Source organism: Porphyromonas miyakawae (genome assembly GCF_045865415.1).
Classification (GTDB): domain Bacteria; phylum Bacteroidota; class Bacteroidia; order Bacteroidales; family Porphyromonadaceae; genus Porphyromonas; species Porphyromonas miyakawae.
Genome location: NZ_BAAFSF010000004.1, coordinates 285131 through 310888, shown reverse-complemented (window position 1 = coordinate 310888; position 25758 = coordinate 285131). Strand labels below are relative to the sequence as shown.

At 48.8% G+C, this 25758-nt stretch carries 17 protein-coding genes, 1 tRNA gene and 2 pseudogenes; 16 read left to right on the top strand and 4 right to left on the bottom strand.

What is annotated here, in order from left to right; all coding sequences use genetic code 11:
- Positions 1–39: 39 nt before the first annotated feature.
- Together ACLWMH_RS06810 and ACLWMH_RS06805 are read left to right on the top strand one after the other, a co-directional pair.
- Positions 40–792: pseudogene (locus ACLWMH_RS06810) on the top strand (ADP-ribosylglycohydrolase family protein); the annotation flags it as partial.
- A gap of 626 nt (positions 793–1418) precedes the next feature.
- The gene (locus ACLWMH_RS06805) at positions 1419–3047 is read left to right on the top strand and encodes an AMP-binding protein (protein ID WP_411915947.1); all 1629 of its coding nucleotides are present in this window, start codon (positions 1419–1421) and stop codon (positions 3045–3047) included.
- A gap of 4 nt (positions 3048–3051) precedes the next feature.
- On the opposite strand, the gene ACLWMH_RS06800 is transcribed toward ACLWMH_RS06805, so the two are convergent.
- Positions 3052–3426 (bottom strand): C-GCAxxG-C-C family (seleno)protein, encoded by a 375-nt coding sequence (locus tag ACLWMH_RS06800; RefSeq protein WP_411915946.1) that lies wholly within the window; start codon positions 3424–3426, stop codon positions 3052–3054.
- Between the two features lie 205 nt (positions 3427–3631).
- Between ACLWMH_RS06800 and ACLWMH_RS06795 the strand changes: the two genes are divergently transcribed.
- The 13 genes and pseudogenes from ACLWMH_RS06795 to ACLWMH_RS06735 all read left to right on the top strand — a co-directional run bounded on the left by ACLWMH_RS06795 (position 3632) and on the right by ACLWMH_RS06735 (position 23527).
- The gene (locus ACLWMH_RS06795) at positions 3632–5182 is read left to right on the top strand and encodes an oligosaccharide flippase family protein (protein ID WP_411916243.1); all 1551 of its coding nucleotides are present in this window, start codon (positions 3632–3634) and stop codon (positions 5180–5182) included.
- The gene (locus ACLWMH_RS06790; RefSeq protein WP_411915945.1) at positions 5163–6647 is read left to right on the top strand and encodes a DUF389 domain-containing protein; all 1485 of its coding nucleotides are present in this window, start codon (positions 5163–5165) and stop codon (positions 6645–6647) included. Before ACLWMH_RS06795 ends, ACLWMH_RS06790 begins: the two co-directional genes overlap by 20 nt.
- A gap of 36 nt (positions 6648–6683) precedes the next feature.
- Positions 6684–8810: pseudogene (locus ACLWMH_RS06785) on the top strand (S46 family peptidase); the annotation flags it as partial.
- Between the two features lie 468 nt (positions 8811–9278).
- Positions 9279–9911, top strand: coding sequence for a DUF3575 domain-containing protein (locus ACLWMH_RS06780; RefSeq protein WP_411915944.1), 633 nt, complete (start codon positions 9279–9281; stop codon positions 9909–9911).
- A 50-nt stretch (positions 9912–9961) separates the two neighbouring features.
- Positions 9962–11512, top strand: a complete 1551-nt coding sequence (locus ACLWMH_RS06775; protein WP_411915943.1) for an OmpA family protein — start codon at positions 9962–9964, stop codon at positions 11510–11512.
- A 564-nt stretch (positions 11513–12076) separates the two neighbouring features.
- Positions 12077–12148 (top strand) — tRNA-Arg (locus ACLWMH_RS06770).
- Between the two features lie 291 nt (positions 12149–12439).
- Entirely contained in the window at positions 12440–13558 is a 1119-nt protein-coding gene (locus tag ACLWMH_RS06765) for a hypothetical protein (protein ID WP_411915942.1), read from the top strand.
- A 154-nt stretch (positions 13559–13712) separates the two neighbouring features.
- Entirely contained in the window at positions 13713–14852 is a 1140-nt protein-coding gene (locus ACLWMH_RS06760; protein WP_411915941.1) for a hypothetical protein, read from the top strand.
- A gap of 259 nt (positions 14853–15111) precedes the next feature.
- Positions 15112–16188: a hypothetical protein gene (locus ACLWMH_RS06755; protein WP_411915940.1), complete on the top strand. Its 1077-nt coding sequence runs from the start codon at positions 15112–15114 to the stop codon at positions 16186–16188.
- 131 nt (positions 16189–16319) lie between these two features.
- Positions 16320–17249 (top strand): FimB/Mfa2 family fimbrial subunit, encoded by a 930-nt coding sequence (locus ACLWMH_RS06750; RefSeq protein ID WP_411915939.1) that lies wholly within the window; start codon positions 16320–16322, stop codon positions 17247–17249.
- A gap of 204 nt (positions 17250–17453) precedes the next feature.
- On the top strand, positions 17454–18590 hold the full coding sequence (locus ACLWMH_RS06745; protein WP_411915938.1) for a hypothetical protein: 1137 nt from the start codon (positions 17454–17456) through the stop codon (positions 18588–18590).
- A gap of 176 nt (positions 18591–18766) precedes the next feature.
- Positions 18767–19723, top strand: coding sequence for a FimB/Mfa2 family fimbrial subunit (locus ACLWMH_RS06740; protein WP_411915937.1), 957 nt, complete (start codon positions 18767–18769; stop codon positions 19721–19723).
- A gap of 81 nt (positions 19724–19804) precedes the next feature.
- Complete coding sequence (locus tag ACLWMH_RS06735) at positions 19805–23527, top strand: hypothetical protein (protein WP_411915936.1); 3723 nt, start codon at positions 19805–19807, stop codon at positions 23525–23527.
- Between the two features lie 156 nt (positions 23528–23683).
- On the opposite strand, the gene ACLWMH_RS06730 is transcribed toward ACLWMH_RS06735, so the two are convergent.
- The 3 genes from ACLWMH_RS06730 to ACLWMH_RS06720 all read right to left on the bottom strand — a co-directional run bounded on the left by ACLWMH_RS06730 (position 23684) and on the right by ACLWMH_RS06720 (position 24930).
- Complete coding sequence (locus ACLWMH_RS06730) at positions 23684–23884, bottom strand: hypothetical protein (protein ID WP_411915935.1); 201 nt, start codon at positions 23882–23884, stop codon at positions 23684–23686.
- Positions 23881–24336 carry an N-acetylmuramoyl-L-alanine amidase gene (locus ACLWMH_RS06725; RefSeq protein ID WP_411916242.1) on the bottom strand — a complete coding sequence of 152 codons (456 nt, stop codon included), beginning with the start codon at positions 24334–24336 and terminating at the stop codon, positions 23881–23883. Before ACLWMH_RS06725 ends, ACLWMH_RS06730 begins: the two co-directional genes overlap by 4 nt.
- Positions 24337–24420: 84 nt before the next feature.
- Positions 24421–24930 carry an HU family DNA-binding protein gene (locus tag ACLWMH_RS06720; RefSeq protein WP_411915934.1) on the bottom strand — a complete coding sequence of 170 codons (510 nt, stop codon included), beginning with the start codon at positions 24928–24930 and terminating at the stop codon, positions 24421–24423.
- Between the two features lie 291 nt (positions 24931–25221).
- On the opposite strand from ACLWMH_RS06720, the gene ACLWMH_RS06715 reads away from it, so the two are divergent.
- The gene (locus ACLWMH_RS06715; RefSeq protein WP_411915933.1) at positions 25222–25683 is read left to right on the top strand and encodes a DUF4248 domain-containing protein; all 462 of its coding nucleotides are present in this window, start codon (positions 25222–25224) and stop codon (positions 25681–25683) included.
- Positions 25684–25758 lie beyond the last annotated feature (75 nt).

The window sequence follows — 25758 nt, the reverse complement described above, 5'->3', positions numbered from 1 at the left end:
GGCAGATTTTTATTACATTTACGTTAAAATGAGCAAGTTATGTTGGGCGCAATAATTGGAGATATAGTGGGTTCTCGGTTTGAGTTTGCAAATACCCACCGAACAGACTTTGAATTGTTTGCAGATGGTTGCAACTATACAGATGATACTATTTGTACGATAGCTGTAGCTGATGCGTTGCTGGGCAGGGGTGATTTTGCCGCATCTTTGCAGGCGTGGTGCAGGCGTTATCCCCATCCTAAGGGAGCCTATGGCGGTCGTTTTCATCAGTGGATATATACGAATCCACCGGTTCCCTATCGGAGCTTTGGCAATGGCAGCGCAATGCGTGTTTCCCCTTGCGGTTGGCTCCCTACCCGTGAGGAGGTTTTGTCGCAAGCAAGAGCCAGTGCTGCGTGTACGCACAACCATCCCGAGGGTATAAAGGGGGCTGAGGCTACTGCTGAGGCTATCTATATGCTCCGCAATGGAATGACCAAGAAAGAGCTGGCCGGTCATATAGAAGCAAACTATCACTATGACTTGTCCTTAGATGTAGACGATATACGTGCGAACAACCTCTTTGACGAGACTTGCCAAGTGACTGTTCCGCAGGCTTTCGCTTGCTTCTTAGCGGGAAGAACCTTTGAAGAGGTTATTCGCCTTGCTATCTCTATCGGTGGAGATAGTGACACCATTGGGGCTATCGCCGGGAGTTTGGCGGAGGCTTACTATGGTGTACCACAAGCGATTGAAGAAAAGGCGTGGCGCTTCCTCCCATCGGAGATGCAAGCGGTTATTACTGCCTTTAGAAGCAGATATGCTATAACGAAAGACGAATTGATTAAGCAGTGCCGATACTACAAAGGCGAGGAGGAGTGCCCGTTTGAAGATGAAGGCCAAGACGAGTCTCTCTTTTGGTCGTATGAAGATCTCTGGGTGAATGAACTCAAGGGCAACTACATTCATGATCAAATGACTCTCTCCAGTTACCTTGCGTTCCCGTCTGTGGCAAACGCTAACAAGGGTAAACTCTCTGCTGTGCCCGTATCTCTTCAGCTACTGCTCTTCAATCGCTATATGCATTGGCTCGACGGCTATAGATCCTTAGAAGATGATGTGGCAAGTTTTGTGGATTGGTTGGAGAGCGACTATCTTGGTGAATAACTATATCTACTCCACAAGCTCTAAGTCTATAAAGTATTGATTTCCTTTCCTTTCTACTTTAGTGATGGATCAGCTTTAAGAAGATCAATGGATTGGTAATTCGTAATCAGAATGGCAGCGCAAAATAAAGTTTCAAGGGTCCCTAACCCACTTGTTATAGGGAGTGAGTTATCCTCGGTCCCTATTTTTTATGGGTTCTCCTCTCGGTGTGATAGGTGCTATTTAGGGAAGAAATAGTATTTTGCACAGAAATAGAAGAAGTGAGCAATAAAATGAACGAACCTAATTACGAAAAGAACCTGTTGGAGCGCTTCGAAGAGAGCTTCCGCGCGGCCTTTGCACAGCCGGTTTTTCGGGATTATACGAGCGGTGAAGAGGCTACTTACGGACTTACGGGTTACCGGATTATGCAGTTACACGAGCAGTTCCGTACCAATGGTATAAAGGAGGGTGACAAAATCGCGCTTGCCGGTGCCGATTCGCTCCGCTGGTGTACCGCATTTATGGCCATTATTACCTACGGCGCAGTAGCGGTTCCTCTGATGCCCAACTTTCCGGCGGAAGATATGGCGCATCTTGTAGAGCACAGTGAGGCAAAGGCACTCTTTGCCGATAAAGTACGTCGCGGTATGCTGAGCAATTATCCGCTCGAAGACGTTCGTTTGCGCTTCAATTTGGAGGATCTCTCCCTGCGGGAGGGCGATAGTGAGGTGTGGCGTGCGGCAAACGAGCTGCCGATGGACTTTGCGCCAGAAGATATCCGCTTTTCGCGGCGCAGCAACGATGAATTGATGCTACTTAATTACACGTCCGGAACCAGCGGAATGAGCAAAGGCGTTATGCTGACCGGTGCGAACCTATCGGGCAATGTGGTCTATGCGGTGGAAGATCGGAAAATGTTCCGTAGTGGTGATCGACTGCTCTGCTTCCTTCCGTTGGCTCATACCTATAGTTGCACCTTCAATCTGCTAGCTCCCGTGGCCAGTGGAGAATTGGTGGTTATTCTGGGGCAGATACCTACACCACGTGTGTTGGCTGAGGCATTCCAAGAGGTTAAGCCTAATCTCATCCTCACGGTACCGCTAATTATCGAAAAGATATATAAGTTAGCGTTGCAACCTAAGCTGGCAAAGCGCTATATGCGCGTGCTGATGGCCATTCCGATAGTGAAAAACGTGGTCTACGCCAATATACGCAAGCGGTTAAGTTCCTTCTTTGGCGGCGAATTTCGCGAAGTAATTGCCGGTGGAGCCGCTCTGGCGCCCGAAATCGATACCTTTTTCCATCGAATCGGCTTCCCGCTCACTGTGGGATACGGTATGACAGAGTGCGGACCACTTATTTGTTATTCGCCCTGTCGTATTCGTAAGCCGCATTCGTGTGGCAGGCCACTCCCCAAAATGCAGGTACGTATTGTAGCGGAGCGGAAAAACGAAATAGAAGTGCGTGGCTTGAATGTGTGCCAAGGTTACTTCAAACAGCCTGAAGCGACCAAAGAGCTCTTTACGGAGGACGGATGGATGCGCACCGGTGATTTGGGGTATCTTGATAAGCAGAATAATCTCTTCATCGTGGGGCGCAGTAAGAATATGATTCTTTCTGCGAGCGGAGAGAATATCTATCCCGAAGAGATTGAAAGCAAGGTTGCTTCGTTGCCTTATGTAGAGGATTGCCTCGTGGTGCAACGTAAGAGCGGATTGGTGGCATTAATCGTGCTGAACGAAGCTGCCTATCAGGCAGATGGGCTCAATCAGGAGCAGGCGCGGCAGCGGCTTAGCGATGAACGCACCGCACTGAACCATCGTTTGCCCGCATACGCACCCATCAGCGCCTTTGTCTTCAGGGATGAACCCTTCGAAAAGACGCCCAAACAGAGCATCAAGCGCTATCTGTACGAATAACTGCTTAGCGTGCTTTAAGATGCTTTTCCAGAAGCGTTTGCGCCAGCGATACGGTGCGTTCGCACGGAACCTTTAATTCGCCTTTGAGCTGCTTGCAGCACTTTCCACCCAAAGTAGCCTCGAATTCGGCTTCCAGAGCTGCCGCTTCGGGGCTATCGGGTCCCAAGATCTGCTTGGCGGAATAGAGCGCGCCGCACAAACCTCCCGGTGCTTTGCCACCGCCTTTATCACCGTACTGAAGGGCGATTGCTTCGTCGCTAATACCGGTAACGCCTTGCGCTGCTTTCATAATGCTCTGCGCGCAATTTAACTTGTAGGGTGCTTGGTGAAAGTATGCCAATGCATCGGACAATTGTGCCTTATTTTCCTTATTCATCATATGGTTGTGTCCTATTCTGTGCACAAAAGTAGTCAATTTGTTAGCGATAGAGCGCAGTAACACATTATATATAGTGTGGGTGAAAGCGCGTAGGACAAAAAGATAGATAGCAAAGGGCTGGGTGCTTCGGTAATAATACCGTAACTTTGTAAGCGGATATGCTTTGGACAAAAAGGTATTCCAAACGAAACAAGGTAACATAACGATGGCTAAAGAGGGTGCATTAGGCAGATTGGCAAAGGACACTGCATGGTATGGCTTATCCACCATACTGGGGCGGCTGATCAATTGGCTCTTGGTGCCGTTCTATGTGCGCGTGCTCGCCACTACCGGAGAATACGGCGTAGTGACTAATCTGTATGCCTGGACGGCGCTACTGTTGGTCATTCTTACCTACGGAATGGAAACCGGCTTCCTGAGATTCGCTAACAAAGCAGAGGAAGATTCGCACAAAGTGTACTATTCCTCTATGCAACTGCTCTCCATTACCAGTACGCTTTTTGTCGTTCTGGCGGCTGTTTTTAGGCGTGATTTGGCGCATTGGATGGGAATTGGGACGCAATACGCATCACTTGTTATTATGCTTGCTTTTATTGTGGCATCGGATGCCTTTATGTCTATTCCGTATGCCTACTTACGGTTCAAGAAGCGCGCCGTGCGTTTTGCCGTGATAAAGCTATCGTTTGTGGTGGTTAATGTGCTGCTCAACCTCTTTTTCCTGCTACTTTGCCCCTATATATACCGCACGTCTCCCGAAGCGATCAGTTGGTGCTACCGGCCCGATTGGAGCGTGGAGTACATATTTGTATCCAACCTGATAGCCAATGCAGTGGTTTTTGCGCTACTCATCCCTACGATGTGCGAGGCTGGACGTGGCAATAGCGGCGGATGGCAGCTTATGAAACGCATGCTCGGTTATTCGCTTCCGCTCCTTTTGCTCGGTATTGCCGGTATATTTAACCAAATGGCGGACAAAATTCTCTTTCCGTTGCTCTATCACGATCCGGATGAAGCGATGAATCAGCTCGGGATTTACGGCGCTTGTTTTAAGATAGCAGTAGTGATGATGCTCTTTACGCAAGCATTCCGCTATGCCTTTGAGCCGTTTTTCTTTGAAAAGGGTAGTGGCACCGATGAGGAACAAACGCGCAAGGATAATCTCGCTTCCGTGATGCATTACTTCTGGATCTTTATGCTCTGGATCTTCCTCGCCGTAGTGGCGGCAATGCCGATACTGAAGCATATCGTGGTAAGCGATTATTACCCCGGACTTAAGGTGGTGCCCTTAGTGATGTGGGGCGAAATGATGATTGGAATTGCGCTGAACCTCTCTACTTGGTATAAACTTACGGACCGAACGCTGTGGGGCGCAATCATATCCCTGCTCGGATGTTTAATAGGGGTAGTGATCATTGTGCTGGGCGTGCCGCGCTACGGCTTTATGGCTTGCGCCTGGGCAGTAGCCTTGAGTAACACGCTTATGGTGCTGATTAGCTACCTCTTAGGGCAAAAGTACTATCCTGTTACGTACAACATAAAGGGCGGATTGCTCTATTTGCTCTTTGCTGCAGTACTATACGGTGCATTAATCCTCTCGGATCGTTATGCGGCGGTCTTGGGGGTAGCGCATTGGGTGATGAATATATTGGTGGTACTGCTCTTCGGTTTTGTTGCTTTCTATAAGGAAGCTCCGTTGAGGCATGCGCTGCAAAGAATAAAACAAAAAGTAAATAAGTATGGCAGAAGAAACAAGTAAACGTAAGGAAGCTCCTGTACATGCCTCTACTACCGAAGAGGAGGATGTGGCGGATCAGCTGATTCTTGCCGATGAACCATTGACGGGTAGTGAGCAACCCACTGCAGCGAACGGAGCAGTGCGCTGGAAGCAGTGGAAGGAGTATTTCTCTCGCCTGTTGGACTTTAGGCGGGATAAGGAGGACGAGCTGGCCGTATTGGATTCCATTCGTGAAGATGTGGTATTCCGCGGCACTAAGCTGTGGATACTGATCTGCGCTATGTTTGTAGCCTCACTCGGGCTGAATGTGAATAGCACGGCGGTAATTATCGGTGCGATGCTTATTTCACCGCTGATGGGTCCTATTATCGGCTTTGGTACTGCTTTAGGTATAGCCGACTTTGAGCTTTTGAAGCGTTCGTTGCGCAATTTGGGTCTGACTACACTATTCAGTATCCTAACGGCCACCATATATTTCCTTCTTTCGCCTATTTCGGAAGCGGGAAGTGAGCTGCTTGGGCGCACGCATCCGACTATCTTTGATGTACTGATAGCCTTTTTTGGCGGTGCCGCCGGTATGATTGCCGTAAGTACCAAAAATAAGGGACAGGTGCTTCCGGGCGTGGCTATTGCTACGGCTTTGATGCCGCCACTCTGTACTGCCGGCTATAGTTTGGCTAATGGGGAGTGGGCGTACTTAGCCGGTGCGCTTTATCTATACCTAATCAATTCCATCTTTATCGCCTTTGCCACCTACTTAGTGGCACGCTTCTTACGCTTTCCCAAGAAGTCGTTTCTCGATGCCAAGCGGGGTATGCGCGTACGTCGTTGGATTGCAATGGTTGCCGTAGTTACCATTATCCCAAGTATTTACCTAACGACTCTGATTATTCGCGAAAGCTTTACGCAAAGCCGGGCAAACAGCTTTGTAGCAAATGTGTTTGATCTGCCGGAGAATCAGGTGCTGAAGCACGAACTGACTAGTGTCGATGGGGTACAAACGCTCAAAGTATGGGTAATAGGACAGCCGCTTACGCAGCACACACTTGACTCAATTCGTGAATTGATGCCTAACTACCAGCTCCGCAACATGCATTTGGTAGTAAATCAGGGTGTGAGTGGCGGTGAAACGGATATACAGGCGCTGAGTAGCGTACTACTCAAAGATGTATATGCCAATAGCGAAGTGATCATCGAACGCCAAAGCCGTACCATCGATTCGCTCAAACAGCAGCTCGCTTCCTACAACAATTTCGGTAAATTAGAGCTTGACTTGGTGAACGAAATGAAGGTGGCCTTCCCATTTGTCCGGGATGCCTATATAGGTTCTCTCGTGCGCTTGGCCAATGGAGCCGACTCTGTAGTGCGCATTACGCTGCTGCCTAATGAACGTCATAAGCTGACTAATGAAGAAGTGAACCGTATAAAAAAGTGGATCACCGTACGCACGAAGCAGGACAGCGTAGCTATTATTGCTGGGAAATAACAATACAATACGAACAATAACCTTTAGTAATAGAGTATGAGAATAAAGTATCTTCTATGTAGCTTGCTACTTATCGTAGCCGCTCAAACAGCACATGCCGACAAAGGGATGTGGATCTTGAATGAGCTGAATCAGCAGAACATCGATCGGATGCGTGAACTGGGGTTCAATATGTCCGTGGATGATCTCTACAATTTGGATAAGCCGTCCCTTGCGCGTGCCGTTGTAATCTTTGGCGGTGGGTGTACCGGTATTACGGTGTCTGACCAAGGGCTTATCTTCACTAACCACCATTGTGGTTACGGATCTATCCAAAGCCAAAGTACTGTAAATCACGACTATTTGAAGGATGGCTTCTATAGTGCCACCTTGCAGGACGAGTTACCCATACCCGGACTCTCTGTACGCTACTTGAAGCGTATCGACGATGTAACGGATGAAGTAATGAAGGCAGTAGCCGGTGTAACGAACGAATCGGAGCGCATCAATATAATCAGGGTGCAGAGCGAAAAGATCGCAGCCCGTTATGGCAACGATAGTCACGTCCAGGCTGAGGTAATTCCCTTCTATGCCGGCAATAAGTACTATGCTGTTGTGTACAACGTATTCAACGACGTACGTATGGTAATGGCGCCTCCCTCCTCTGTAGGTAAGTTTGGCGGCGATACGGATAACTGGATGTGGACACGTCATACCGGCGACTTCAGTGTATTCCGCGTATATGCCGATGCCAACAACAATCCTGCCGATTACAGTGTCAATAATCGTCCCTACAAGCCGGTATCCTTCGCTAAGGTATCGCTTGCCGGATATCGTGAGGGCGACTATGCGATGACTATCGGCTTCCCCGGTTCTACGGAGCGTTATCTTCCGTCGTGGGGGATTGAGGATATGGTCAATAACGAGCATAATCCCCGTATTGAGGTACGTGGCATCAAGCAGCGCATATGGCGTGAAGCTATGAATGCCGACCAGGCAACCCGTATTATGTACGACTCCAAGTACGCTCAGAGCAGTAACTACTGGAAGAATGCCATCGGTATGAACCGCGGTATCAAGAATCTGGACGTAATTGCCCGTAAGCAGGCTGAAGAAGCAGCCTTTACCGCTTGGGTAAACAAAACTGGACAGCAAAGCCTTTACGGCAATATATTGCCCGAACTGCAAAAGAACTATGCCGCTTCCGCTGAGAATACACGTGCGCTCTACTATCTGTTTGAAGCGCTTTGGGGCGGAACCGAACTGCCTCGTATTGCATCAATGGTAAGTCATCTTAGTAGAAATCTTTCTCCGGAGGAAGCAAAAGAGGCCGAAAAGGCTCTCCGTGAAACCTATAAGGACTATATGCCTTCATTAGACCAAAAGGTGCTTCCCGAGATGCTTAAAGTGGTGCGTGCCAACGTACCGGCTCAGTATTTGCCCGACATCTTTACCACCATCGACAAAAAGTTCAAAGGCAATTATGAACGCTATGCGGAATACGTATTCAAAAAGAGCGTAGTTCCTTACGAAGATAAGCTATTTGCTACCCTTGCCTTGCCTGAAGCAAAGCGCAATAAGGTGATGAAGAAGGATCCCGCCGGCGAGCTTATGGCGAGCGTGATAACAGCTATTCAGGGCGTTCAGGAAAGTGTCGCTGAAAATTACCTCAATATCGATAAGGGTAACCGCGAGTACTTCGCTGCACGTCGTGTAATGGATCCCGAGCGCCTTATGCCGAGCGATGCCAACTTTACGATGCGCATGAGCTACGGCTCTATAAAGGGCTACCAGCCTAAGGATGGTGCTTGGTACAACTACTACACCACCGAAAAGGGTGTATTCGAAAAACAGGATCCCACGAGCCACGAATTTGCCGTACAACCCGAGATATTGGATCTGCTCCGCAGCAAAAACTTTGGTCAGTATGGCGAAAACGGACAGTTGCACCTCTGCTTCCTTTCGGATAACGATATTACCGGTGGCAACTCGGGCAGTCCCGTATTCAATGGCAATGGGGAACTGATTGGATTGGCTTTCGATGGTAACTGGGAAGCAATGAGCGGTGACATTGAATTCGAACCGGATTTGCAGCGCACGATCAGTGTAGATATCCGCTACGTGCTCTTCATGATCGATAAGTGGGCCAAGGGCGATCGTCTGATCAAAGAGCTCACCTTGGTAGATACGCCTGTACAGAAGCCGTGCTGCAAGAAGGAAGCCGCTAAGGCTTGCTCCAAAGAGGCCGCTGCTGAGAAGCCGTGCTGCAAGAAGGAGGCTGCTAAGGCTTGCCCCAAGAAGGCTTGCGATAAAAAGCCGATGACCCGTAAGGCGGCTTAATACCGAAGCGCATAATAAGCTTTCTCTACAGAGAGCTGCAGGGTGCCGGGCGGCATGCTGCAGCTCTTTTTTTTATAAGTGTAACCACCCCTTACCCCTTACCCCATGTTCCAAAAAGCACCCTTATGGAGCATCTATTTTGGGTCCCTTTCTCTCTTTTCTGTTAAAAAGAAACATTTGAAACCACATTTTTGGGGCAAGTATATCGATTTTGCTATAAATTATAGCTACATTTGTGGGCAAAAGGAGAAGTGCTCAAAAAAATGCTCTCCTCAAGTGATGCAATATATATACGAAACAGCTTAATAGTTTATGAAGAAAAGACTCATCATGCTACTGCTTATGGCCATACTCCCCTTGGGCGTATCGGCACAAAAAGTAGCGCTCAAGACAAATTTGACGCATTGGGCCTCCGTTACGCCTAACTTGGCTCTTGAGGTCGCTTTAGGAAAGCGGGTTACCTTAGACCTTTATGGTGCGTACAACAGCTTTGACATAGTGAAGAACCGCAAGTGGCACCATTGGATTGCTCAGCCGGAAGTGCGTATTTGGACCTGCGAATCGTTCAACGGCCTCTTCTTTGGGGTGCACGCACAGGGCGGTGCTTTCAACTTCGCACGTGTCAATCTGCCGCAATTGGCTTGGACCGGTGAAGAAAAGTTCATCCCCGAGCTAAAGGATAAAAAGGGAGATGACGGTCTGCTCTTGGAGTCCGGTAGACGTTACGAGGGCTACTATGCAGGAGCCGGTATCAGTGTGGGCTATCAGTGGATGATAGGTACGCACTGGAATATAGAGTTGAGCGTAGGTGGAGGATACAACCACATTTGGTTTAAGAAGTTTGGCGGTAACCCCTGTGATGCGCAGATCCCTACAGATCCCAAAACGGCTCATTACGTAGGCCCGACCAAGTTTACGCTCTCCATCGCTTATTTCTTTAAGTAGTAGAGCCTTTGTTCCCCAAAAACATTAACAGAGAGAATCATTCAAAAGCAATGAAAATAAAGAATATACTCATGGCCGTTGCCCTGCTTCTGTCCGCTGCTTCCTTTGCTATGGCACAGAAGGCAACGCCCACAGCACAATCCAAAAAGCAAAATGTGGCTGTTAACGCTCCCTTAAGGGCTACCTACAACGGTGTAGAGCTGATTAGGCAAAAAGATGCCACCGGTAAGGACAAAGAGCTCTTGGTTAGGGTACAGGTAGATGTCTCTAAGCTGAATATACAATCGACCGAAGCTCTCGCAGTTGCCCCCTACTTGGCTTCGAAGGACGATCCCTCCAAGCGGGTGGATCTGAAGGAGTTGATTGTGGCAGGTAATAATCGAGCTTTGGCTATTAAGCGGGGTATTGCGCTCGGTAATGCACCCAAAAGCTTTTCAGACGGCAGCGAGCTGGTGAAGTACAGCAAGTTGGCGCACAAGGTGATTACGCTACAACGCACTATTCCCTTTGAAGAGTGGATGAAAATGAGCGACCTCTATGTACGTGAGCAGACCCTCGGTTGCGCTACTTGCTATAATTCTCGTTATGGCGATGGCGTTTTACTGGGCTCACTTCGTGCCGAACCCTATATACCCAACTTTAAGCCCGAATACATCAAGCCTGAAGTAGAAGAGGTCAAGTGTCGTGCCGATAAAATCGAAACGCACTTCAATTACAAGGTGGCCAGACATGAGCTACTGCGCAACTTCGGCAACAACGCCAAGGAATTTGAGCGCGTCGACAAGTTTATGCACTCCTTTAGCGAGGATAAAAATATCCAGATGAGCGACTATGTAATCGACGGATATGCTTCACCGGAAGGTAACTTCAATAGCAATATGGCTTTGTCGCAACGTCGTGCCAACTCGTTTGCCGAATATATGCAATCTAAGTACGGCATCTCTCGCAGCAAAATGCGTATCAATTGGTACGGAGAAGACTGGAACGGACTCCGCGCAGCAGTAGAAAAGAGCAACTTGGCTAATAAGGATCAGATTATCAGCATTATCGATACATACAGCAGCGATGTACAGCGTAAGGCGCAGCTCAAAGCTCTGGAGGGCGGAAAGACCTACAGCTACCTGCTCAAAGAGATTTATCCGCCTCTTCGTCGCAACGAAATGACGGTGGGCTATACGGTCCGGGCATTTGAGTTGGAAGAAGCTCTGGTTATTTATCGCACGAAGCCTGCACAGCTCAGTATCGAAGAGTTCTTCCGTGTAGCTAACACCTTTAATAAGGGTAGCGAAGAATTCTTGCAAGTATTCCTCACAGCGCATAAGTACTTCCCCAACGATGCCGTAGCCAATCTCAATGCCGCTGCCGCATACCTCAATAGTGATGCGCCGAGCGCAAGTCAGGATGCCCTGAAGCAGGTAGAAGCTATGCTGCAGAAAGCACCGAAGGATGCTGTCGAGACGCTCAATAATAAGGCGATAGCACTCTTCTATAAGGGGGATGTAGCCGGTGCAAAAGCCTACTTTACAGCCGCTATGAAGAGGGGCAGTAAGTCTGCAGCCTTCAACTTGGAAGAGTTAGAGAAGCGCGAAGCTTCGCTCTAATCGTCCGAAAGGGCCTTTCCGCTCCCTCCCTCTGAGGGGCAAAGGCATAAGGCGAATTAATACTTAAATAGGAGCCTCCCGATACCTATGGGCTATCAGGAGGCTCTTTTTTGCATTTCTCGCAGGAAGTGAACCCATACCCGGGTGAGACTGTTGCAAAAGTCAACAGTATCACAATCTTGCTCGCAAGATTGTCCAGGCTTTGCAGAAAGGATGAAGCGCAAGGCACTGAGGGTGAGGTCTGAAGGGAGCATACCTCCGTATGTGACCAAAGCCGAATCCCGAAAGCAACACAGCGATTCGCCTTTATGCAACAGTCTACGGGGAGCCTTCCCACAAAAAAAAGTTCTGATGCTTTCGCAAAAAGGTTCTGATGTTTGCGCTAAAAGGTTCTGATCTTTCACGTGAAAGAGCAGAAACTTTTAGGGGAATACTTATCGCACTTTTTCTCAGCTCTGCGCTTGCCGTTGGGCGTAGACGCTGCGAAAAGCCTGCCACTACGTAAAGGTACTTTTGACGAGGTCTCAACTCTTATTGCTATCTTTGTAGGCACTTGGTGCTGTTGCCTCTGTAGTTCAACGGATAGAACGTCGGTTTCCTAAACCGTAGATAAGGGTTCGATTCCCTTCGGAGGTACACTTTCAGAGGGTAGCACGATCCTCCCGTATGGTGGATTTGAAAAGAAATGTTGCGTAAATGGGGCAAGATGTTTTTTTTTGTTAACGCCCTTTCGGGGGCATTTTCTCTCCCACAAAGGGATGCAAAAGAATAATAATGTCAATTTTGGCTCAGTGATTGATTTATTCTGACCCGAAATTATTATTTCGCATTTTGTTTGGGATATTTTGTTTGGGATTTTGTTGCTGTTTCTAAATATATTACTATCTTTGCGATTGTAATAAGTATGAATAAAGGGACTATTATATAATGTTAAGGCATACTTGCAATCATAATATATTGAAACTGAGTGCTTTGCTAATAGCATGTGGAGCTGTTGTAGGACTCTTAGGCGGATGCAAGGAAAAGGATCCCGCAGAGAATCTCTCTCTCCGGGTGAAGCTTTCTCTTGCTCCTTCACAGCGTGCTTTGGCTGCTCCGGCCGAGGGTACTGCACTTACCATCGATCAGTACTCCTCCGTGCTACTGAGATTTTGGAACGAAGAGGGTACCGAAGCGGTTTGGCCCTTTAGTAAGATATTTGTGCAGGGGACTGCCGATATGGATAAGCTTACCAGTGCCACCGGTTTGGCCATTGATGTATCGCCAAAGGCAAAGAAGATCACGGCGGATTGTAATTTTAGGGGTGCTCCCTCCGACGATATATACAGCTATCAGGGTAAGACACTAAAGGAGCTGCCCTATCGTACCGGCAAGACTACGATTGATCGTAGCGAGAGTTACTTTCAGGCCAATGGCTGCAATGCGCTACTTGCGCCCAAGCCCGCTGTGGCTCGTATCGAGGTATTTGGCTCTTTGGTGCCTGTAAAGAATGCAAAGGATAAAACGGATTACTCCGATATAAAGATTACCGGCATCTATGTGAATAATTTCATTAAGGATGCCAATGCGCCCACGCGTCTGAAGCGCACGCCCAACGACTACGACAAATCGAGTGGAGTGTGGACCGATCATCCGGAGGCTATGCACAACTTAGAGGCAGGCCTTGGGGCTGCTATCGAGGCAGAGGCCGGCAAGCCGAAGACGAAGTGCGATACCTATTACCTATTCCCCGATAAAGCTGCGGCACCTACCGAAATCGATCATGTGATTGTACGGCTTAGCTATAAGCTAAAGGGGGTGCAGAAGAATAATCGCTTCCTTACCATTGCTAAGTATAAGGACTCCCACGGCACCAACCTCAAGACCTTTGCGGCCGGCTATGTGTATAAGTTGGATCTGAGTAGCCTTGGGGAGCTGTTTGTAACCCCCGAGGAGGGCGATCCAGTGGATCCGACCGACGATCGGCCGGAAGAGACCTATAAAGAGATTACAGGGAATGTGGACGTAGCACCCTGGGATGATGAAGGTATTGATATAGAGCTATAGCCCCCTCTTGTGCGGTGCTGATATGCCCCCTTATCCGGCCGGCGAATCGCTCGCAGCACTATGCTCCGGTAACCCGGGGAGTATTAGAGAGGAACCTATAGAAAATGGAATAATAAGGTAAAATGATTTTAGTACAACATAGAGCTTTAAAAGTATGAAAATTGTAAAGATGGCAGCCATCGCCACGATGGCACTCACGCTCTTCGCCTCCTGCAACAAGAAAGATGAGCCCAAAAAGGATATATCTTCCATTTGCATTCGGCTGAACGAGACTGCGCTGCGCGCATTCGAAGATCCGATTGCGGATGGTACGTTAAGTAAGGTCACTGATAATGTAAAGGTGATCATCAACGACGGTGCACAAAAATTCACCCTTAGTCAGGCTGATATCGATGCCGCTAAATCGACCACCGGTTGGAGAAAAGCTATCAAGGTGGTTCCCACCAAGGTGGCTGTTATCGCTAACGGTGAAACAGACGGGAAGAACATCAACACGTTCCAAGGGTTGGGAAGCTTCACAGACGATATGGTCCCCACCAACAACAGACCCATGACGTTTGACACCAAAATACCTCTCTATGGAGAAACAACCACTATTACCAAGGGTAAGGATGGTGACGTCATTACGTTTACCGCTAATGTTGAGGTTAAACCTGCTTTGGCACGTCTTGAAATCGCCGGTGAGATTAAAGGTCAACCTAACTCCCTGGGTGAAAATGCTTACTCAAGTATATCGGTGAGAGAAGTGTACATCAATAACTATCGGACTATAGGCGGCAGGTCGGGTCGTACCTACATTAAGGCAAATCAAGATCTGAACGGATTCAAAACAGACCCAGATCCCCTAATGATGGATCAAATTCAAGGAGATTATCTTCGAGACTTTGCTGCTAAGAAGCTTGTTGCCGGCTATCAGCTCTTCCCTGAAACACCGGAAGAACTCGTGGCAGATCCGTTACCCAAGGATTTCTATACTCACGTAATCCTGAAGGTAGATATTACATATGGAGAGCAAAAGGGACGTATAACTCGGCCTTTATACACAGAAACAGGTTATGTGACCATCAGATCCTTTATGACTGCAGCGACTGGTGACCTGAAAGGCTTCCAGGCAGGTACCATCTATAAGCTCGACCTCGCTGACCTGAGCAAGTATTTCAAAACGGACGAAAACTTAGATCCCGAAAACCCTGTTACTCCGGATCCCGAGCCTGACAAAAAGGCGCTTATCGTAACGGTTAAAGCCGTTCCATGGAAGGCACAGAACATTAAGCCCGACATTATCCAGAAGTAAGCCAGGCTTATGCACTAAAACGGAATTTCCCCTACGAGAGGAGGCGATCCGCCACACGGTGCTTCGCCTCCCTCCGGGGCTTCCCCTAATATACCCTCCTACCGGCTACCTATTCATAAGGACAAAACGTAAGAAGCTACCCATTTGCCCAAAAACGGAAAATAAAACAGCCTCTTACAGCAACTTGGACGAATTTAGGCACCACCGTTTGGAATTTAGCAGCAAGACGAATAAGACGGCAAGTGATCACGTTAGCAGTATGAACAAATTTTTCAAGATGGCAGCTATCGCCTCCGTGGCAATTGCGCTCTTCGCTTCCTGTAGTACGGATAAAAAAGAGCCTGTGGATGTGCAGGTGCGTGTTATGACCATCCGCATAAGTAGAACGGAGCTAACACGAGCGTTTGCAGATCCTATTCCCGATGGAACAGTGCCTCAAATCAGCGAAGTAAGCATTTCCGTCAATAAAGGTGCCATAAGATACACTTTGGACGGTACTGCCCTTCAAAGGGCTATGACACCGGCCGGTTACAGAGTGCCCGTAACGGATCCTGTAACTGAAGTAACCCTCACCGCAAACGGGAGTACTAGCCGTAATGTAACGCAATTTCAGGCCTCGGATGCCAAAGTGCCTATGACCGCAACCGCTACCGGCACAGATATTGTGGCCACAGTCAATCCTAAGGACAGCGAAAAAGTAACCTATAGCGTAAATCTTTCCCCCATGCCCATAATGGCTCGTTTGGAAGTATTCGGAAAGATAGAGGCATTAAATCCTGCTTGGGATCACTTCGAAATAGAGGAGGTATATGTGAATAATTACCTAATCAAATATGAGGGTAAGCGTCGTAACTATACCCCGGGGAATGGGGTGGACAATTTTGCTCGATCCCCCCGCATTAATGGTAAAATGCGTGATATAGTTCCTCGCGACGTGGATTCGCAGACAGCTTTCCAAAATGGAACAAAGGTAATTGCCTATCATCTTTTCCCGCTTACCGAAAAAGAACGCGCCGCTGCCACTCCTTCGCTTTATTTCGATCACCTCATCCTGAAAATAAAGGCTGTGCCGGCCGATCCCTCCCAAACGGCAAGAGTGGGTTTCCTCACTATTCGTAGCTTCTACGAAAACAGCAAGGGCGACCTCAAGGGCTTTGAGCCGGGTAAAATATATAAGTTCGACCTTGGCACGTTGAGCGATATGTTTAATGTGGGCAACGATCTTCCTATTACGCCGGCTCCTGAATCCGGAAGTCCGCACAGTACAGCGCTGAGAACGAAGTCAATCACTTGGACGGATAATAACGCCACACCGAGCCTCAATGAGTATAAGTAAGAGCGCAGCACACTATTGGAGAACGTAGAGAAGATAGCATTACCCGGAAAAAGCGATACAGGGCGTTTAAACAGATCCCTTACCGCAAATAGCAAACAACAAGTAACAGCGAAAACAACAAATATACGTTTATGAAATCAGCGGCAAAATACCTTATCCTCACGGTAGTGGCACTTCTCACCGCTTCGTGTAGCAGATTCTTTGACGATTTGAGTAAGTGCGTAACCCCTAAGTTGCACTTCGTGTACTATGCCGACGGAACGAATAACGTACTCAAGAACCATATCCAAAGCGGACGTCTATATGTGTACGACGAATCCGGCAAGCTTCATTATATCAAACCCTTAGGCGCTGCCGAACTTCGCGATGGTATGGAGCTGAAAGACATACACTCAGGTAAATGGACGCTGGTTGCCTGGGGAAATATCAATAGCGCAACCGATGTGCAGGCACCCGAATCTATTTCCGAGGGTTCCGTAACGGCTTTGCCCGATAAGGCGGGTATCTACCGCACATCCGATTCACTTTATTATGCCGAGTACGAGCTTGATTTTTCCAAACTGGAGGGTAAAGATGTGGAAGTGCCCTTCTCCTCGGCACACGTAAGCTTAGATGTAGTGGTAAAGGGCTTTGATGCCGTTTACCCCGACCAAAAGCTCCAACTCAAGGCCGCACCTGCCGGTACTCATTATTCCATTGCCGGCTATAAGGGCGATATCCCGTTCCCCACGGAGCTGAAGCCCTATCTACCTAATTTCAGTCACTCCGCTTCCGATGATATGTATCGGGCGCGATTTGATCTGCTGCGTATTGATAACGAAGCCGGCTTTACGCTGTCGCTCCTCAATGCGGACGATGCCGCGGCTGCTCCGTACCTATCTATATCCCTGCCCGATTATGTGGCAGAGCACCATATACCCCTTAAGGGGCGCCACGAAGTGGAAATACCCGTGCTGATCACCTTCGAAAAGGAGTTGGTGGTAATTGTTACCCCCTTCGTGTGGGGATCTATCCACATCAAGCCGGATGTAATTGCTCAATTACCTACAGAAGCGCTATAAGTACAGCAATTAATTATTCTATGTGGATCAAAGCCATACGAAAATGTTTGAAATAGACCTTTCCCCTCTCGCCGCTCCCAATAACTCGGGAGAATATTAGTGGGAGGATATTAGAGAGGAACCGATAATAGAGAATGGAATAATAACGTAAATAATAACGTAAAATAATTTTTAGTTTAACCAAAAGTATTAAGTATTAAACGTATGAAGTTTGTAAAGATGGCAGCCATCGCCACGATGGCACTCACGCTCTTCGCTTCTTGCAACAAGAAGGATGAGCCCAAAAAGGAGGTTTCCAAAATGAACATTCGTGTGGATCTCTCTGCACTTCGTAGCATGGAAGCTCCTGTTCCCGGTGGTACAACGACAGCCTTTGAAAGCCTCAAGGTTATCGTTAATGACGGTGAAGTAGTAGAAAATCTGGATGCTGCAAAAATCGCAAAAGCAGTAAGCACAGATGGTTACACTTTCGCTGTTAAGAGCAAACCGACCAAAGTGGTTGTGGAAGCTAATAGCTATGTAGCTGATCCCGAAATTACTACCCTTCAGGGTGTAGCTCCTGTAGATGCTACCTATGATCCTGCCAACGCAGCAGATAAGATCGCTCTCTTCTCTAAGAAGATCCCTCTTATTGGCTCTACCACAACAATTGGAGGTCCGACAACTCCTGCCGGTAGTAAAGATAAGGTTTATACCGCTACCGTTAAGCCTACACCTGATGTAGCTCGTATAGAAGTATGCGGTAAGATCGTTGGTCAGGAAAATGCTGACACCCATAAGAATGCTTTCAAGAACATTGATGTAGAAGCTGTTTATATGAACAACTACCTCAATAAGAAAGCCGATGAAAATCGCTATTACACTCCCTCAGACGGTAATACCGCCTTTGCAGGCACTCCTGCGCTCAAGGCTGAAATGAACGATGCAATCGCAGCCGATATGAAGCAAAAGTTCGAGGAAAAGAATGTAGCTGCTGCTTATCAGATCTTCCCCACGAAGGCTGGTGAAACAGACTTTGATCACATCATTCTTAAGGTTAAGCTTCAGTATGACTTGGATGTTGTAAAGAATCGTACGCAAGAGTTTGAAGAGGGTTATGTAACCATTGTTAGGTACAAGGATAAAGCAGCCAGCTCCGCTATCGCTAAATTTGAAGCCGGTAAGATCTACAAGCTCGACCTTGCTGAATTGAGCGCACACTTCAAGACCGATAAGGATGGTAACCCCGATACGCCGGTTACTCCCGACCCCGAGCACGATGGTGCCAACAAGTTGACCGTAAAGGTTGAAACCTTCACATGGGAAGCTGTAAACATCACTCCTGACGGATTCAAGAAGTAATTCATTTTCCCTAAACTTATACCGTGTGATCGGCGGAGCTTCGCGCTCTGCCGGTCAATCGGTTACCTTAACGAACCTCAAGGATGACGGCATGGTGTTGTAGGCACGAAAAGCAGACTCCTCCCGCACATCCCCGGAGAAAATATAATGATTAGATAGTACTAACGAATAAACTTATGCAACGGCTCACTCGAATTCTGTTTTTTACTTTATCGGTGCTGCTTCTGGCTACTTCTTGTCAGCCCTTTTTCGACGACCTAAGTAAGTGTAAGACCCCTCGTTTGCAGTTCTCTTATACAGCTAATGGTACCGACAACGTGTTGGGGCAATACATCGAGTCGGGCGAGTTGTTTATTTACGACGAGAGTGGTCATCTCTACCACGCACAGAAGCTCTATGCCCTGGATTTGAGGGATGGACTTACTTTAAGCAATATACACAGTGGTAAGTGGCGTATCGTGGCTTGGGGCAATGTGGCATCGCATACCCGCCTTACGGAGGCCCAAACGCCTCTCAAAGAGGCCGAGCTCTATACGCTCCCCGATGAGAAGGGAGTGTACCGCACCACTGATTCACTCTATTATGCCGATGTAATGCTGGATGTGCCTGCACTTCCCGAAGGAGGTGTATTTGTAGTGCCTTTTGCCGCTGCACACATTAGCTTAGATGTCGTAGTTGAAGGCTTCGACAAAGTATTCGGCACGGAAAACAAGGATGCTGCGCCCTGCCTTACCATTTGTCCGGCAGGTACGCACTATCGCTTTACCGATCATTTGGAGACGGGCGCTCCACTATATATTCCCCAGCCCGATGTGCTCAAGCCCTTTGAGCCGACTACCGTACACGATGCAAGCAGTGATCGATATAGAGCACGCTTCGACTTGCTCCGCTTTGAGGAGATTGCCGATGCGTCACTCCTGCTCACCAATACCGCTGAGCCTAATGCCGAGCCGCTTGTCGCGCTTCCCCTTATGCAGTATGCCGCAGAGAAGGCAATACCTGTAAAAGGAGTAAATGAGGTCAATATACCCATTTTGATTAAGCTGGATAATGAGGGCGGCACGCTGGCTCTTACCATTGAGCCCTTCAAGTGGGGTAGTATCAATATCCGGCCGGATGGATTCAAAAAATAGATGCCGACGGGTCGGTTACAGCATCAGTAGAAAAAGATAGATTATTCACTTTCGATAAATACGCTACAGTATAGAATTATCATGAAGAACCTTACCAGAAAAACTTCATTTCTTATAGCGGCTTGGGTAGCCCTCTGTATGCCGCTCTTACTCAGCGGCTGTATGGGTGAGCGCAACCACCTGCGCCGTGGAGGTAAAGATGGAGAGATTACGCTTATACTCCGTGCGCCTGCCATGGATGTAGACAACAACATGCGTCAGATGTCTGCACATCAGGAGAGTGCGGTGAAGAGCCTGAAGATACTTGTTTTCAAAACTAAGGATGCCGGAGCTACGCTTTCCGATCAGGAAGAGAAGTATGCGTATGAGGCTAAGATATCCAGTGTAACGCCACAGGATGGCGGTAAGTACTACAAGGTAGTGGCTCGGCTGAAGGGCGACGACAATACTACGCCCTACCGTTTGGTGCTGATTGCCAATCACAGCTTCGATGCCGATGCGCTTGCCGAGGGTATGAGCAAAGCGGAGGTTTTTGCTGCTTCGGGGTTGAAGGAAGAGTTTACCAAAAAGTGGGATACCAACGATGCTGCGGCTACTATACCCATGTGGGGTGAGAGTGATGCCAAGGTAATCACCGAAGGAGTGACTTTCTCCGACTGCTTCGATCAGACCGGTGAGGGAAAGACCAAGATACATTTGATTCGTTCTCTGGCGCGTGTGGATGTGGGCATTAGCTTCAATGGCGATGTCGCTTCAGAGGAGACTACCCCCACCACCGATGTACCCCTTACTTTAGAGTCGGTACGCGTCTATCGCTATGCGACCTCCTTCCTGGTACCCGGTACACAGACCAATACCTACTACAGCGACAATGGAGTGCGTAAGCCTAAGCCTGTACTCCCCGACGGAATGGCTATAGCAGAGGACACCAAGTGCCTCTCTTTCACAGCGATCAATGATCGCACCAGCGTGCGCGATATCTATATCCCCGAGCGGCTTAAGGGCAGCGACAAGAGTGATCGCCCCTGCCTTGTGATAGGCGGTAAGTACAACGGAGCTGCGAAGGCTACCTACTACCGCTTAGACTTTATCAAAACGCCCACACCCGCCTCGCCACGCGATCAGGCCGAAGCACTTGACATTTTGCGTAACCACCGCTACCGCTTCAATATCACTAAGGTAAGCGGCCCCGGCTACGATACGCCCGAGGAGGCACTCAGCGGAGAGCCCGTAAATATCTACTTCGATGTAGTAGTTTGGGACGAAGCCCAAGTAGGCGAAGTGCGCTACGATGGGCAGTATTATCTTGCCGTGAATAAGGATAAGTTCGAATTCGGCAAAGATGAGAGCGATGATGCCTTTACCGTGCGTACCAACTGGGAAGGGGGCTATAAGTTTGTGGATGCCGAGGGTAACGAACTGCCTAAGTCTAAGGAGGAAGCTGTGGCAAAGGGCATGTGGTACTACCTGTCCGATCCCAAGGATCCTGCTTTTGCAAAGGATCAGGATTTCAGAGAAAAGGTCTTTGTGCTTGAAAATACGACCGGTGACGCACGCTCCGCAGCAAAGGGAAGCATCTTTGTACAGGCAGGGCGCATCAAGTGGCCGCTCAATATCAAGCAGAGCGACAAAGTAGAGCTCGACATAAAGATTTATCTCAGCGAAACAGGCAATTGGCGCACCGATTGCGAAAAGGACCCCATTAGTGGTCATACATGTATGGTGGATAGCGTTTACCGATTCTGGGTTAAATACACGCCTAACTCTAAGCTGGGCCGTATTCCGCTCGACCGTGACGAACAGTTCACTTGGAACCGTGTCAGCGATGATCCTGTGAACGGTATTGCACAGTATGAAGCAGTGATGAACCTAAAGGATTTCCCCGATGAGGAGTTCTGGACCAGTGAAATAACTAAGTTCCGTGTAGTGAAAGGTTCCGCTAAGATGGAAAGCGACTTCACCCTCAAGGTGATGCGTTGGGATGCCATCCCCTACAAGGATAGTGCCTTTACGCACAATATGTTGGGTAACGATGCAGTTTACGTCCTTGGTCCCAATAATCACCACTTCTTTATTCGTGCCAATGCCGGATATGATCTCGTAATTGATAATATAGACGTTGAAATGCTCTCAGGCGACCCGCAGCCTAGCAAGGTGGTCAAGGGCTGGTACAAAGGGAAGCTGGTGGACGAGAAGGTGCAACCCGCTTATGCAGATGGGGAAGAGGTACTCTTCCAAACCTACGACTACATAAAAGGAACCGATAAGGCACTTCTGACCGGGGGGCACATTGTGAGCGCACATGTTACGATGTGGCTTAAGCCTAAAGCCGCAAAGGGTCAGGAGGGTTACTTTACCCCGAAGAAGTTTATCGTACACTTTGTTTCCGCTATTATTCAGCCCGAGGCAAATACCTATGTGGTGGAAGCGGGGCAGATCCCCATCCTTATCCCCTGCTCGCAGCTCAATAGGGCGCACGACTGGATGGCGCAATATAAGGATGAGATTGAAACGATGATTGAATCTCGTAGGGATATTGCTAGTGCCCAGAGATTGAATGGGGATAAATACACAAGATACGTAAATGAAAATGGTCCTTGGGGCGAATTGGCTTATCTCCAGCCTTCGGATAAGGAATGGGATGCAAAGGTCGTTTGGAGTACGTTAGACCCTGCCGGATTCAGTCACGGCTTGGAAGATGTGCACCATGTACATATCGAAATGGGGGGACAAAACTACATCTACGTAAAGCCCAGAGCTGAGTATGAGGGCTGCGCATTGGTATCCGCTATTAAAAATGGAACTATTATTTGGAGCTGGACCATATGGGTGGTAAAGAAGATGGCGGATAACGGACACGGCTACCCCTGGGACGATAGCGACAACAACACCCACGGTAAACCCTATATGAACCGTAATTTGGGTGCGTATCGTATGCCTTATGATGTCCAAGAGAGAACCGCAAAGTACTATGATAAGTATTTCAACGATATGGCAGGCTTGTACTACCGCCACGGTACGCCTATCCCCCACCACGCCTATGATATCAATAGTGCACCACAGAAGGAATCTGCAAAATATAAGAATGGACCGCATTGCACGAAGGCGTGGTATAACCCGACGCTCTTCCCATACGCAAGTGATCGGAAGCAGGGGACACTGGATAACGCGAAGTACGGTGATGTATTTGCAGCCTTAGTGTCCCTCAACGATTTGATTAAAAATCCGACTGATTTTCATTATAGAGATGCTATTTCATGTGGTATCATAGAGTTTGGTTCTAATGAAATCTCCGCTACGCTTGGGAAGGTGAGCTGGCAAGGCGGGGAAGGACCTACCATATTGAATAACCGTCGTAACTTCAACGCTTTCCCCTTTAAGACGAAAAAGACGCCCTTTGATCCCTCTCCCTACGGGTGGAAGGTGCCCTCTGCCGGTGCCGAGGCACTCAACATGGTGAACAATCCCCACCTCGTATGGTCCAAGACTTGTGCCTATCTAAACGGGAATTCTGGCTTTGCTACGGGAGCAGTGGCAAACGGAGTTATCCTACATTTGGCAACCTGCTTTGGAAACTCTGACAAACGTGTAATCTGTTATTTCGATAACAGTAGAAGAGAATGGTTCTTCACCGATACGGATGGTTCGTTTGGTGCAGGTGACCAAAAAACCTATGCCAGTGGTAACTACAACGTGCGTTGCATCGAGAACGAAGTCGAAAGCGACTATCTCGACTATACGCAGGATGCGGTGCTCAAGAACGTAAAGAACGCTACCCGCGCCCTCTTCCGCCCCCGTCGCTAAGGTGGGGAGCGAGGTAGCCGTGCAGCGTATGCCGGCACTCGGGTAGGCACCCTATATTAAAAAGATTTGCGCCCCTGTGTGGCAGTTAGTTGCCACGCAAGGGCGCAATACTTTATATACACGGTTTATCGGGCAAAGCCTTGGCGCGGGTTGCTCTTACTCCGCTTGCCCATAGCGGTAGTGGTAGTCGATGCCCATGAGTGCACCCACAAAGGCCATTACCTCGCCAAAGGCCCCGAGTACAGAGCCGTCAATCTCTCCCTGAGGCGGCACGATAAAGGCGGCTATGAGTAGCCCTATACCGCAGAGCGTGAGCAGGTAAGCCAGCAGAAGCTGACACCATGCCATGCGCTTCATAGCGAGGCGTACTCCTTAGCGGCATCGAAGCAGGGGCATGCTTTGAGCCACTCGTCGGGACTTATCTTGCCGTCGCCGTTTCGGTCGGGGCTGAGATCGCGGTGCCCCACAATGGAGGCATACGCAAAGCGTAGATGCAGCGTGCGCAGCAAACGGATGAGCGCCCTCTTCTGCGAAGCGGTGCGCGTGTCGGTGGGTATGCCTGCCGGAGAGAGTCCGCCTTCGTAGCACACACCTATGGAGCAGCCGTTGTACCCCTTTACATGCGCGCCTTTCATGCTGAGCGGCCGCAGCGCCACTATTTCTCCGTTGCGCCTTACGTAGTAGTGATAGCCGGCCTGTCGGTAGCCGCGCTTGATATGGTCGCTCTCTAAGAGCCAGGCGGGATAGCTCATATTACTTCGTGTGGCTGAGCAGTGGACCACAATGTATCGTACATTTTCGGGATTCATATTCGCATTCACATTATACAAAGGTTGGCTTCATGTACGGATACCCCCTCTTTGCGAGGGAGTATCACAGAGTGGGCGTGCTGATTAATTGCCACCACCGGGGTTAGAGGTCGGATCGCCCTCTTGGCTGCTTCCGCCTGTAGAGGGATCGCCTGTAGCCGGATTCTTAGCTAAGCTATTCCGCTGCGCATCGTATAGCATGTAGGAGGTGCGCTTCGCTGCCTGCTTGATCTGCTTGCCCGGTACATAGATGGTGCGGGGTGAGTGGAGCATGGTGCGGTTGAAGTCGTCCGCTTTCTCACACGCTTTACTCCTTGCGCTCAAGCGAAAGCGACCCAAGTCTCCTAAGTCTACGATACGTCCGGCGGCGAGCTGCCGTGCCATTACATCGCTTAAAGTATCCAATACGCTCTTTACATCACCGCTCGATATAGCGGAGATCTTCTCTACCAATGCGATAGTCTCTTCGAGTGCACATACATTCTGCTTGGTAGCTAAGGCGTAGGAGAGCATCTTTTCCTCGCCTTTGAGTTTTGCTTTGCGGGTTACAATTTTGTAGGTTAATGCCATAATACAAATATTAATTCTATTCATTCAACTTGTTTTTTTGTTCCTTGGAGCTTGGCGCCTTCTTATTTCTCACAAGCAACGATGCAAAGGTAGTATGCAGCGCACCGCCCGTTTGTGCTAAAGTGAAGTAAGCTGTACTAAAGTGTATCGCAAAGCACTCTATTGTATCGTCCATAGGGCAGGGCAAAGTGCGCTGTGCGCTACTCGTCGCTATCCCTTTAATGCGGTGTAACCTACTCGGTATGAGCAGATAGTGCGCCGATCAACTGCCTTCCTGAGGCTTAGAAAAAGGGGGCATGCCGCGCTTCGCTACCAATGAAAAAAGCATTACCTTTGCCTACGGAGTCCCATAAGAAAATAGATATTGTGGAAAGGCGCACGCGCTCTTTCGGTAGGGTCTCCGTACAGCGTCGCTCCGGTGAGATAAGTAGGAGGCAGACGCAAGTTGTATTGTTAATTTATTGTATTACAGACGTTATGAATGAATCCTCACGGTCCTCCGGGCGGACCTCATCGGCTTCGCAGAGAATGCTGCCCGAGTTTGACTTCCGTATGTATCGCGTAAAGGAGTTGGCGATGCTCTATTTCCCCTCCGTAGTGAATGCAACACGCTCCCTATCGGCCCTTATACGGCGCGATCCGTTGCTTCTCGGTGAGCTGGAGCGCATAGGGTACCGACAGGGTATTCGCTATCTGAGTCCCGAGATGGTGCGTATTATCGTTATGTACTTAGGTACTCCGCACGAGTTTCTGGCCATTATGCAGCCGGAGGATTAAGCCCGCTGCATACGTAGTACCCATCACTTATTACTATGCGTAGGCGTGTGTAAAGTGGTGGGTGCTCCGCAAGAG

Excerpts from the sequence above, each read along its gene's own strand:
- ACLWMH_RS06805 (WP_411915947.1), top strand. The coding sequence starts at position 1,419 with ATGAACGAACCTAATTACGAAAAGAACCTGTTGGAGCGCTTCGAAGAG.
- ACLWMH_RS06800 (WP_411915946.1), bottom strand. The coding sequence starts at position 3,426 with ATGATGAATAAGGAAAATAAGGCACAATTGTCCGATGCATTGGCATAC.
- ACLWMH_RS06795 (WP_411916243.1), top strand. The coding sequence starts at position 3,632 with ATGGCTAAAGAGGGTGCATTAGGCAGATTGGCAAAGGACACTGCATGG.
- ACLWMH_RS06790 (WP_411915945.1), top strand. The coding sequence starts at position 5,163 with ATGGCAGAAGAAACAAGTAAACGTAAGGAAGCTCCTGTACATGCCTCT.
- ACLWMH_RS06780 (WP_411915944.1), top strand. The coding sequence starts at position 9,279 with ATGAAGAAAAGACTCATCATGCTACTGCTTATGGCCATACTCCCCTTG.
- ACLWMH_RS06775 (WP_411915943.1), top strand. The coding sequence starts at position 9,962 with ATGAAAATAAAGAATATACTCATGGCCGTTGCCCTGCTTCTGTCCGCT.
- ACLWMH_RS06765 (WP_411915942.1), top strand. The coding sequence starts at position 12,440 with ATGTTAAGGCATACTTGCAATCATAATATATTGAAACTGAGTGCTTTG.
- ACLWMH_RS06760 (WP_411915941.1), top strand. The coding sequence starts at position 13,713 with ATGAAAATTGTAAAGATGGCAGCCATCGCCACGATGGCACTCACGCTC.
- ACLWMH_RS06755 (WP_411915940.1), top strand. The coding sequence starts at position 15,112 with ATGAACAAATTTTTCAAGATGGCAGCTATCGCCTCCGTGGCAATTGCG.
- ACLWMH_RS06750 (WP_411915939.1), top strand. The coding sequence starts at position 16,320 with ATGAAATCAGCGGCAAAATACCTTATCCTCACGGTAGTGGCACTTCTC.
- ACLWMH_RS06745 (WP_411915938.1), top strand. The coding sequence starts at position 17,454 with ATGAAGTTTGTAAAGATGGCAGCCATCGCCACGATGGCACTCACGCTC.
- ACLWMH_RS06740 (WP_411915937.1), top strand. The coding sequence starts at position 18,767 with ATGCAACGGCTCACTCGAATTCTGTTTTTTACTTTATCGGTGCTGCTT.
- ACLWMH_RS06735 (WP_411915936.1), top strand. The coding sequence starts at position 19,805 with ATGAAGAACCTTACCAGAAAAACTTCATTTCTTATAGCGGCTTGGGTA.
- ACLWMH_RS06730 (WP_411915935.1), bottom strand. The coding sequence starts at position 23,884 with ATGAAGCGCATGGCATGGTGTCAGCTTCTGCTGGCTTACCTGCTCACG.
- ACLWMH_RS06725 (WP_411916242.1), bottom strand. The coding sequence starts at position 24,336 with ATGAATCCCGAAAATGTACGATACATTGTGGTCCACTGCTCAGCCACA.
- ACLWMH_RS06720 (WP_411915934.1), bottom strand. The coding sequence starts at position 24,930 with ATGAATAGAATTAATATTTGTATTATGGCATTAACCTACAAAATTGTA.
- ACLWMH_RS06715 (WP_411915933.1), top strand. The coding sequence starts at position 25,222 with ATGAAAAAAGCATTACCTTTGCCTACGGAGTCCCATAAGAAAATAGAT.